Genomic DNA, 11,174 nt, shown 5'->3' on the forward strand with positions numbered 1-11,174 from the left:
CCTCTATGCATCCCGGATGGTCGATGCAGTGGTCTCCAACAGCCAGTACGTCCTCGACCGGCACCTGAAACTCGGCTTCTTTCCGGACGTTCCGCACAAGGTGATCTACAACATCGCGGACTCCAGCGTCCGGCCGGCGCCGCCGTCCTCCGACGCCGACATGACGTTCGGCTTCATCGGCCGCATCGAGCCGGAAAAGGGCATCGATGTCGTGCTCAAGGCCGCTTCGCTGCTTCCCGAGCAGGGCTGGCAACTCAAAATCGCCGGAAAGGGCCTCGAAGCTTACGAGCGCGAATTGAGGAGAAGGTATGATAATCCGAAAATCAAATGGCTAGGCTTCGTAAAGTCCGCGGAGTTCTACTCCGGCGTGGACGTCTGCCTCATCAGCTCGGTCTGGCCGGAACCGTTGCCGCGCACGCTGATCGAAAGCATCAATGCGGGCCGGGCCACCATTTGCTCCACTGCCGGCGGAATACCGGAGATCTCTCATTTCTCGACGTCACTCGGCTCGTACGAACCAAGTGACTTCCACGGACTGGCCGAACTGATGAAGCAGGCAATCAGCGAGGCACCCAAATGGAAGAAGGCTTTTCCGCCACGGCCTGAATTTTCTGCCAGCTTCACGCCGGAAGCTGTCACCCGACAATATCTCGACGTCTATTTGGAAGGCACTTTGAACACCGATGGAGACAGATGAGAAGGACTCTCGGGGTTCGTTCAAAGCTGCATATTGGATGAGATTCTTGGCATGAGGATTTTGATCACATCGTCACTGTACCCGACACCGGGCGCGCCGAAGGTGATCGGCGGCGCCGAGATATTCGTGCGCCGCATTGCCGAAGGCCTGCTCAAGAGCGGCGACACCGTCGAGGTCGTTCGGGCTGCCTCGCTTCCCGAACAGCCGATGGAGACGAGCGGCGGCATCGACGTGTACTCGGCCCCTGTCAGGAACATCTACCGGCCCTTCACCGGACAGCGGAGCGCACCGGCGAGGGGCTTGTGGCATGCGATGGAGGACTGGAGTCGAAGCGCCGACCTTGTCGCCAGCAGAATAAAAGCCTTCAGGCCGGACGTGCTCCATTCCAACAACCTTTCGGGCCTCACCACGGCGGTGTGGAAGGTCGCAGCCGAGCTCGGCGTACCGGTCCTGCACACGTTGCACGACTACTATCTGACCTGCCCGCGATGCTCGCGCTTTTCTGACGGCAAGACGTGCGAGCACACCTGCATGAGCTGTACTTTGCTGACGATCAACCGCCGCAAGGCGACCAGATATCTGCGCGGCGTGGTCGGCGTCAGCCAGCGCATTCTCGACATCCATCTCCAGACCGGTCTTTTCGCCGACACCGAGCTGCGCAGGGTGATTGCGCATGCATCGACGATGCCGGTCTCCGCACCCGCGAAAGGCCCAGCCGGCCCGCCGCTGACATTCGGCTTCATCGGCCGTCTCACCGAAGAGAAAGGCATCTATAATCTCGTCAAGGCTTTCGCGGACCTACCGCGCGACCGCGTGCGGCTCGTCATCGCAGGGGTCGCAAGCGCCGAAATCCAGCACGAACTCAGGGCAATGGCGCCGAAGGCGCATATCGAGTTCCTGGGCTTCGTCGAGCCCGAACAATTCTATCGCCAGATCGACGTCGTCGTGATCCCGCCGATCTGGGAGGAGCCGGGGCCGCTGGTCGTGGCCGATGCCCAGGCGGCGCGCAAGCCGTTTCTGGGGACCAGGTTTGGAGGAATCCCGGAAGCGGTGAAACGCGGCGCAGTCGGCTGGTTGACCGCGCCTGACCCGAAATCCCTTGCCGACAGCATCCTGCGGATCATCGCCAATCCGCAGGAGCTGGCCGAGATGTTCGAAAGACTTGCCAACAAGAACGACCATCGCACCTTTGCCGATGTCATCGACGAATATCGCGACGCCTTCGCGCTTCTGAGCCGGCACCCGCAATAATCCTGGGATGGCTGTCTTGCGCAACGCGTCTGGCCTTTTCTGCGCCCTGCCCCGCAGCTTGAACGTCCCATGACCCGTCTGTTCGCACTCGTCGGTGTGGTCTACCAGAGCGCGGCGGCGATCATTCTCATCTTCCTGCTGGGCCGAGTACTCTCGCCGCTCGCCTACGCCAAGTTTTCGCTCACGCTTGCTTCGAGCCAGCTGCTCAGCGTGCTGATGTTCGAGTGGCTGCAATTGGCCGGCGTGCGCTTTCTGGCTGCGGCCCGGGAAGAGGACGCCGCACGGCTGAGATCATCCCTGTTCGCCGCCGCGCTCGCCAGCGCAATTGTGCTGCTGGTGATCGGGGGCCTCGCAGCCGCGGTCGTGACCCCGATTTCCGCGAGCGTGGGGCTCACCGGCCTCGCACTCGCCGTCGCCCAGGGCGCGACGGATCTTCACTTCATGGTCGTGCGCGTCTCGAACCGGCTCGGCGCAGCCGCCTTTCTGCTCATCCTCAGGGCCACGTTGATGGTGGGCGGCGCAACCGCGGGCGCATGGCTCTACGGCACGGCTAATGCCGCCCTCGTGGGCATGCTGGCCGCCCAGATCGCCAGCCTGTTCGCCGGCCAGTTATTGCATCCTCACGTTCTGCGCAGCGTGGCGCGCCCCGCGCTGCTCGAGGACTGGAGCGGCTTTGCCCGCTACGGGATGCTTGCCGCCGGCGCCTCGGTGCTCCACCTTTCGGTTCCCGTCTCGATCCGCTTCGTCGTCGTGTCGGCCCTCGGTGATGCCGCACCCGCAGTCACAGCCGGATTTTCGATGGCGATCGACCTCCTGCAACGACCGTTCGCTGTGCTGGTCGCCGCCATTCATACCGTCAACTATCCGGAAGTCGTCCATCAATTCGAGCGGGGCAGCGCCAACGATGCCCGCGCAGCCGTGGCGCATCTTCTCGATTTCATCATGTGCGCCACCATGGTGATGCTCGGCGGGCTCATCGGCTTTCTGCCCGATGCGGGACAATTGTTCGTTCCGCCGTCCATTCTGGCGAGCTTCCTGCAGACCTCGACCGCCGCAACCTGCTTCTATTTCATGCACTGTCACTTGCAATCCACGCTCGCGATCGTTCCCCACCTGACGAAATCGGCAATGCGCCTCGTCGTCGTCGCGCTCTGCCAGTTGTTGCTCGTCCTCGCCGTCGCCGTGCCGACGCAGGCCATGACGGCTGCGCCGACCCACGTCCTCATCAGCGCGATCGTCGCGACCGGAGTGGTCATTGTGCTGGCGAGCGGGCCGATGTTGCGGTTCGGCGCAGCGCCGCGATGGGGCCTTGTCGCGGCGTCCGTTGCCGCCGGCGCGTTCATAGCCACATTTTCGGCCATTTCATCGCCGTCCGTGGTTTGGCTGATGCTGAAAATCGCGATCGCCGCCGCGATCGTCGCACTGCTCGCGTGGAAGGGACGCTTCCTGGAGGCCGCCGGCGCATCGCGCCCGGTGGTGTAACGATGGCGTGACATCTCGATGCGAGATGAGAAGCGTTTTGCCCAACAACGCGGCAACACATTTCATATCTTCGCTGCTTGTCTTGCCAGTTGTGCATGTGCGAGATAAACGCGCGGTAACAGGGCTGGGTCATTTGGAACCTGAGTGGGTGTCACGCCGTGGCACCCGGAGATCGACGGAATGCTGAAAAACCTGCTGTCGATGTCCGGCATGAACGTTCTCAAGTCCGGTCTGCAGTTCGCGATGACCGTGATGATGACGTATTTCGCGGCGCCCGCCGAATTCGGCCTCGTCACGTTCTCGCTGCCCTTCGTCGGATTCATCGCGCTGTTGACCGATCTCGGCATGTCGAGCGCGATGGTGCAGCGACGTACGCTCGATCGGGATGAAGCCGGCGCCGCAATCACGCTGATCTGCGCCATCGGCCTGGTCTGCGCCGTGATCCTGGCGGCCATCGCCGCGCCGCTCGCCAGCGGCCTCGAGATGGAGGGATTGGGCAGCGTTCTGGCCACTCTGTCGATCTCGGTGGTGCTTTCCATCGCGGCGCTCGGCCCACGCGCCGTGCTTGAACGGCATCTGCGTTATCAGACCGTGGCGACCGTGGAGATCGTCGCCGTCGTCGTTTCGGTGATCACATGCGTGGCGGGCGCCTTTCTGGGCTGGGGCGTTTGGGCACTGGTGAGCTACTACGTGGTGGTGCAGGTCGTTCGATCTGCGGCTTTCGCAATCATTGCGCGAAGAGACGTCCGGCTTAACTTTCAGTGGAGCCGCGTGCGCTCGATCCTGACCTTCGGCGGCTGGGTGCTCGCCAGCAATCTGCTCAACTTTGCCGGCCGCGCCGTCGGCAACCTGCTGATCGGCGGCGCCGTGGGCGCGGCTGCCGTCGGCTTGTACGGGCTTGCCTACCAGATCATGATCCTGCCGCTGATGGTCATCACATGGCCCGGCAGCGGCGTCCTGATGGCGACGCTCAGCCGTCAGGCGGTGACAGGATCGCTGAAGCAGCGCAACGAGATCATTTGCGGCGTGCTGTCGCTGACAGCAGCCGTGGTCTTTCCCAGCATGCTTTATCTCTCGTTCGGCGCCGACTACCTGTTCACGGCATTCTTTCCCGCCAAATGGACCGGCATCATTCCACTGGTCGGGCTGATGGCGATGGCCGGGGCGGCGCAGTCGATCACCGCCTACAGCGGCGCCATGCTGCTGTCGCGAGGCAAGGCGCAGCTTCAATTCTGGGTTTCGACTGCCAACAGCCTTTCGACGATCGTGGCCTTCGTCGTCGGGCTCAGGTTTGGGCTGATCGGGATCATCAAGATCTACCTCGCGGTGACGCTGATCGTCTCCATCGCCACGATGCTGATCACCTCCTGGGAGACCAACCTGCCCGTCGCCAATCTGGTCAGGGCACTCGCGCCCGCAACCGTCGCCACGATCCTCGGCCTCATCGCCGCAAATCGCGCAATGGAAATTCCGGCCTCGCCGGCGTCAGCCTGGCTGCTTGGCACGACCGCTTACGTCGTGACGATCGCGATCTGCTATCTGCTGTTTCATCGCCAGCTGGTACGGAGTCTGCTTGGTCTGCGCGATCTCGAACTGAGCAAGGAGCGCGTCCCCGCCACCTAGCCGCCGGCGCGCGCCGGAACGCAGAAGATCGACAAGATGAATCGAAAGGACCCATGAACATTCTGATCATGACGGCGACCATCACGCCGAAAGCCGACGTGCGAAGCCTCGGCCGCAAGGATCCCGCGCTCCGCCGCAAGGATTATGAAGAGGCGCTGTGGTTCTACGGCAGGCTGGTCGGGCAGTGCATCGACCGCATCGTCTTCGTCGAGAACTCGGAATCCGACCTGTCCAGCCTCAAGGCCATCGCCGAGCAATTGAATATCAGCGACGACATAGAGTTCATTTCCTTTGCGGGACTGGACTATCCGCAGATGTACGGCCGCGGCTATGGCGAACTGTTCCTCCTCGACCACGCGATGGAGAATTCGCGTTTCATCCGGGAATGCGAGGCCGACACGCCGATCTGGAAGGTGACAGGCCGGTACATCGTCCTGAATCTTGCCAAGCTGATCCAGAAGCGCCCGAAAGAATTCGCCTTCTACGTCAACATGCGGAACTATCCGAAACGGGTGGTCGACATGTACATGATGGCCTGGACCAAGGCGGGCTATCGGCACTATCTCCAGGGTAAATGCAAGCTTTACGAGGAGACCTCCGCGGCCGCATTCCCCGAGAAAGCGCTGCGCGACGATTTCGACGCCGCGCCGAAGACATCGAAGTTCGTTCGCCGGTTCCGGACGGTTCCGCTCGTGAGCGGAATCCGCGGACTCGACAACAAGGGATACGCGACAGACAACATCTGGAAGTTCTACATCCGGGTGGCATTGGACCGCGTCTGCCCGTGGCTCTGGATATAGGCGACATCCCGGATCGGGCGGTGTCTACATTCCGCGCTTGCTCAGTTCCTCGGCTTCGTGGGGCGCGAGCGCCTTCCCGGCAAACCGCGACACCATGTAGAGCGGCACCTTCGGCGTATGGATGTCGTACATCAGGCCGAAGCGGTTCTCCGGAGGAGCCTTGGCCGGCTCGTCGAGCATCTCGTAGATCAACACGCTCTCGACGTTGGCATCGGCCTGATGGGTAATGAAGCTAAGGGTAGCATACAGGCTCTTGTAACACGCCTCCGTCATGGGCTTGCCGGCTTCGTTCTCGTACGTGGGCTTGTAGATCTCCGCGCAATTGACCTCGTTGAAGACGACCGGCTTGCCGTAGGACGCGAGTTTCTTGAAGAGATTGTAGGGCTGCCTGCTGCCGCCCCATGCGCGGTTCGGATTCTGATTGAGGGATTCATAATAATGGTAGGAGATGACGTCGAATCCGACGCCCTTCGACGCCATGAAATCGAGGAAACCGAACATGGTTGACGTGGTGTTGAGCACGCGTCGCAAGTGCAAGCCGTAGTCGTGATTGATCTTGTCGATCGCGTCCGACATGCCCTTGAGGACCGCAACCCAGTCGTTCATGACCGGCATGTCGAATTCCTCGGCGGTCCAGCCGCGGCCGTAGAGCTTCTTGCCGCTGGGATCCAGCGCAAGAAGGTTGATCTCGTTGCCCATCTCCCAATCGTTGATCTGGTCCTTAAAATTGACCACGAAGGTATAAGTTCTCGAATAGGCCTGCTGGTACAGCGCATTCCAATCGCCGGCCGGATACTTGCCGCCGTCGGTCCGATCGCCCCAGGCAAACGGGGTCGCCAATATCGGTTTCAGCGTGATGCCGTACGTCTTGGCGAGCGCCAGCATGTCCCGGTACATCTGGACCTCGTAAGGATCGGTATCCCGCGCGAGATTTGCACCGACCCTGTACTGCGTAAGCCCGCGCGCCCGCATGACTTCGAAGATCGCCTTCAGGTCTGCGCGCCGGCCATCGGGCCCGTCGACCCCCCATGTCAGCGGACCTGCGCTGGCAATCCCGACGGATGCCACCAGACCGAGCACCGGCAACAGCGCCACCAGAAACAATCTCTTCACCACCAGGAACATTGCGCCTCCACGCGCTCGAGAACTCTATGCATGCGATCCGATCCGGCATCGGCACCACGCGCCGAGACTGCCTTCACAATGTGATCACAATACGCTCGCAACGACAAAGAGGCAGCGCAGTGCGCCTGCAGGGCCCGCGCAAAACGATTGCACGGTTTTGCGGCGAAATTTGCCGCTGGAATTGCCGTTCCAATTCCACCGAGTATCTATAATGTCGCCTGAACGGAACGACGGAATGCCGAGCGAGACTGAATTGATGAACGCCCCCCTCGAACTGACGTCGCAAATCGCCCTCGACCGCTCGACGGTCGCGGGACGCTCGGTCGCATGTGTCATCGTGACCTACGGACGCCGCGAGCAATTGGTGAGACGGACGGTTGAAGCGGTCCAGGCCAGCCCTGCGGTCGGGCGTGTGATTGTGGTCGATAACGGATGCAACCGCCCGGTGGCCCCGGACGATTTCGCGCAGCAACCGCCGGTCGACATCATCAGGCTCGCTTCAAACCTGGGATCGGCCGGAGGATTTCACGCCGGCATCACCGCGGCTCAGCGGCTCCTGGACAAGGACCTGCGGTTCGTCCTGATCCTGGACGACGACAATGTCGGCGAGGACGGGTTCCTGGAGCGCCTGCTCGCGCTGCATACGGCGCTCGGCGCGAGCGACGATATCGGCCTTTGCGCGTTGCGCCGGCACCGGGGCATCTATCCGACCCTTCTCGCCGACCAGACCGCGGTGGCGATCCGCAACAACTCGTTTCTTAACTTTCATCTTGCCTCGCTTCCATCGAAGCTGTGGCGACGGTTCACACGCTCGGCCCGCCATTCTCCGGAGAATTACGGGGAATTCCACCTGCGCCGGATCGAAACCGCGCCTTATGGCGGACTGCTGCTGCCGATGGCGGCCGTCAGGAGGGTGTCGCCTCCGAACAAGGAGTTCGTCCTTTATAGCGATGACCATGACTACTCGCTGCGCCTGATGGATGCGGGCGTAACCATCTATCTGACTGATGTCGGCTGCATCAACGACGCCGAGGAGTCCTGGGACAAGCCGAGCACCAGTGCGCGCAGCGCCCTGGTCAGCCCCGAGGCGCCGGCGTGGCGGTTGTATTATGCCTGCCGGAACCGGATCTTGATTGAGAAACGGTATACAACCTCTCCGATTGTCTATCGCATCAACCGGATGAGCTACGTCGGCCTCCTCGCGATCGAGGCAATCCTGGCTTATCGCAGTCTCAATGGCGCGCGAAAGGCCCTTCGACCGTTGCTCGAAGCAATCGCCGACGGCGACGCGCAACGGCTGGGATGGCGTGCCGACTATCAACTGCCCGGCGCATCGCCATCGAGCACAGCGCATACGCATTAGAGTGCGCAACAAGCGTGCGACGAATCATCCTCGCTCGCACTGCAGTTTCATCTCCTCGTCACGGAACTTGGTGCAACGAAACGCATCGCTAATAATTCCTCATCACGCGACGCGTGCAAGTTCCAGCACGGAACAAGCGGTCTCTCGCAGTGTGCTGAAAATACTTGCAGTTCGTTCGGCGAAAAGCCGTCGTTCTCTACATCTTTAGCCTTCTTTCTAACGTCACTGAGAAACTCTGCCGCTATCCAAAGAACAACAGCGGGCATCACCAGAGAAAATCATGACGACGACTATCACCAGCACCAATCAGACTGTCCTTTCGGCAAGTGCGTTCACGAGTTCCATCGGCGTCAACACTCACGTGTCTTATGCGTGGGGCGGCTACAACAATCTCGCACTCGTCGAAGCAGATCTGAAATATCTCGGCGTCACTTCGCTTCGTGATGGTTTGACGAATATCCCGGCGGCACAGCCGGTGCTCGACGGTCTGGCAAGCGCGGGCTACAAGTTCGATCTCGGCGTTTCATCGTCGATCCCGGCGTCGGGCGCAGCGGGCCTGCAGCAATACATCGACGCGCTCGACGCTTTCCAGGCGAAACACCCGGGCAGCATCATCGCGCTGGAGGGCCTGAACGAGGTCAACCTCCAGGCGTTCAGCTACAACGGCAGCTCGACGATCGAGGCCGCCGCGCAATTTCAGCAAGCGTACTACGCCGCGATCAAGGCCGACGCATCGCTCGCCAAACTTCCCGTCTACAACCTCACCCTCGGCTACACCGATCCCGCCGACTTCGCGAAGCTTGGCAATCTCGGCGCATACTCGGATTACGCCAACTCGCATGCTTACGTCAGCACCGGCACCACGCCGGCGGCCGCTCTGTCCTCGGCTCTCAACCTCGCGAGCTCGGTGTCACCGGGCGATCCTTCGGTCATCACCGAGACCGGTTACACGACGCTGAGCACCACGCCGTTCCTCGGCGTCAACGAGGCGGTTCAGGCCAAGTCCATCCTCAACACGGTGATGGACGCCTTCAAGGACGGCGTCGGCACGACCTATCTCTACGAGCTGCTCGATCGCAACTCGTCCAGCAGCGACACCAATGCGCAAAGCCATTTCGGGCTGTTCTACGACGACGGCACGCCCAAACTCGCCGCCACCGCCGTCCACAACCTGACGACGATCCTCAACGACGACGGAAAAGGCAGCGGCCAGCCGACGAGCCCACTGAACTATACGCTCAGCAACATGCCGGACTCCGGCAACAGCATGGTGCTCGGCAAGAGCAATGGCGCCTATGATCTCGTCGTCTGGGCCGAACCGAAGGTCTGGGATCCGACGACGAACTCGGAAATCAGCAATCCGAGCCAGACCGTCACGGTCCAGCTCGACGCCGTGCATCAGTCGATCAAGGTCTACGATCCGACCGGTGGACCCGACCCGATCGCGACCTACAGCAATGTCAGCTCGTTCACGATTCCGGTGAGCGATCACCCGGTCATCATCGAGATCGACGGCGTCGCCCGGGCATCCTCGGGTGGGACCCAGGCCGCCGACGTCACCGGCACCGCCGCGCAGATCGTCGCCGAGCTCGCCGACCTCTCCGCCTCGACGACCCTGCAGTCGATCACGCTGACCGATACGCATGTGCTCCCTGTCGCCTCCACATCGACGATGAGCTACATCATCTCGCACTATGGCAACGCCCTTGCGGCGATTCAGGGCGGCTACTCCTTCTCCGTCACCACCTCGACGACGAGCTGGAGCGAGACCAAGTTCTTCAATGCGTCCGGCACGCTGACGGGGACGCAGACCTCCAACTTCAGCAACGGCGTCATCACCAGCAAGTCGCTCGTCAACGTCGACTCGAGCAGCGACACGATCCTGTACTCGAGCGGCGTGAAGACGCAGGAAGTGATCGTCAGCGCAAACGGCGCGAAGCAGACCATCAACTACAATTCGGACGGCAGCATCTCCAGCGAGACGGTTGTCGGCTCCGACAAGTCGGTCACGACCACGGTTTATGCGAACGGCCTGAAGTCCAAGGTCTATCTGACCAATGCCGACGGCACGCATACCAACACGTTCTACGGCATCACCGGGCAGGCCTACACGACCCAGATCCAGACCGCCAAGGCCGATGGAACGATGACTTCCATCACCCAACTGCACGCAGACGGCACGACGCAGTACACCAAGATCCTCAACGCCGACGGCAGCACAACCACCGACCTCTACAACAGCGCCGGCCAGAAGACGTCGGAAGTGCGCAACTATACCGACGGCTCGAGCCTGACCACGAACTACGACACAACCGGCAAGGTGACGCAGACCGTGGCAAAGGCCGGCGGTGCCAGCACGACCACGAACTACACCGCTGGCGTGCTGGCTTCGATCTACATCACCAGCGCCGACGGAACCAAGGAAAGCAAGCTGTTCACCGCCGGCGTGATCAGCAGCGATTTCGTCCAGAGGACCGACGGATCGTCGTCGACGACGGTGTATGCGAGCGGCGTCAAATCCAAGGTGTATGTCACCAACGCCGACGGCACCCACACCAACACGTTCTACAACATCACCGGCCAGGCCTACACGACGCAGATCCAGACCACCAAGGCGGACGGAACGGTGACCGCCCTCACCAACCTGCATGCCGACGGCACGACACAATATACCAAGGTCACGAACGCCGACGGCAGCACCACCACCGGTCTCTACAACAGCGCCGGCCAGAGAATCACCGTCGTCCAGAACTACACGAACGGTTCGAGCCTCACCACGACCTACAACACATCAGGGGTCGCAACGCAGACGGTTGCCAAGGCTGCCAACGGC

8 protein-coding genes are annotated in these 11,174 nt (G+C 61.5%); 7 read left to right on the forward strand and 1 reads right to left on the reverse strand.

All coding sequences use genetic code 11. From position 1 onward, the window contains the following. The 5 genes from IF809_RS36990 to IF809_RS37010 all read left to right on the forward strand — a co-directional run. A partial coding sequence (locus IF809_RS36990) for a glycosyltransferase (protein WP_462839954.1) occupies positions 1-697 on the forward strand: 697 nt, incomplete at its 5' end. A gap of 51 nt (positions 698-748) precedes the next feature. Continuing rightward, the gene (locus IF809_RS36995) at positions 749-1,948 is read left to right on the forward strand and encodes a glycosyltransferase family 4 protein (protein ID WP_462839955.1); all 1,200 of its coding nucleotides are present in this window, start codon (positions 749-751) and stop codon (positions 1,946-1,948) included. A 69-nt stretch (positions 1,949-2,017) separates the two neighbouring features. Continuing rightward, complete coding sequence (locus tag IF809_RS37000; RefSeq protein WP_453992691.1) at positions 2,018-3,430, forward strand: hypothetical protein; 1,413 nt, start codon at positions 2,018-2,020, stop codon at positions 3,428-3,430. A 180-nt stretch (positions 3,431-3,610) separates the two neighbouring features. Continuing rightward, entirely contained in the window at positions 3,611-5,053 is a 1,443-nt protein-coding gene (locus tag IF809_RS37005; RefSeq protein WP_462839956.1) for an oligosaccharide flippase family protein, read from the forward strand. A gap of 53 nt (positions 5,054-5,106) precedes the next feature. Next, positions 5,107-5,853 (forward strand): hypothetical protein, encoded by a 747-nt coding sequence (locus IF809_RS37010; RefSeq protein WP_462839957.1) that lies wholly within the window; start codon positions 5,107-5,109, stop codon positions 5,851-5,853. A gap of 24 nt (positions 5,854-5,877) precedes the next feature. On the opposite strand, the gene IF809_RS37015 is transcribed toward IF809_RS37010, so the two are convergent. Next, entirely contained in the window at positions 5,878-6,978 is a 1,101-nt protein-coding gene (locus IF809_RS37015; RefSeq protein ID WP_128967969.1) for a glycosyl hydrolase 53 family protein, read from the reverse strand. 235 nt (positions 6,979-7,213) lie between these two features. On the opposite strand from IF809_RS37015, the gene IF809_RS37020 reads away from it, so the two are divergent. Both IF809_RS37020 and IF809_RS37025 read left to right on the forward strand, forming a co-directional pair. Further along, on the forward strand, positions 7,214-8,341 hold the full coding sequence (locus IF809_RS37020; protein WP_164938844.1) for a glycosyltransferase: 1,128 nt from the start codon (positions 7,214-7,216) through the stop codon (positions 8,339-8,341). A gap of 280 nt (positions 8,342-8,621) precedes the next feature. Further along, on the forward strand, positions 8,622-11,174 hold a 2,553-nt coding region (locus IF809_RS37025), incomplete at its 3' end, for an autotransporter outer membrane beta-barrel domain-containing protein (protein WP_462839958.1).

Source organism: Bradyrhizobium sp. UFLA06-24, from assembly GCF_054967145.1.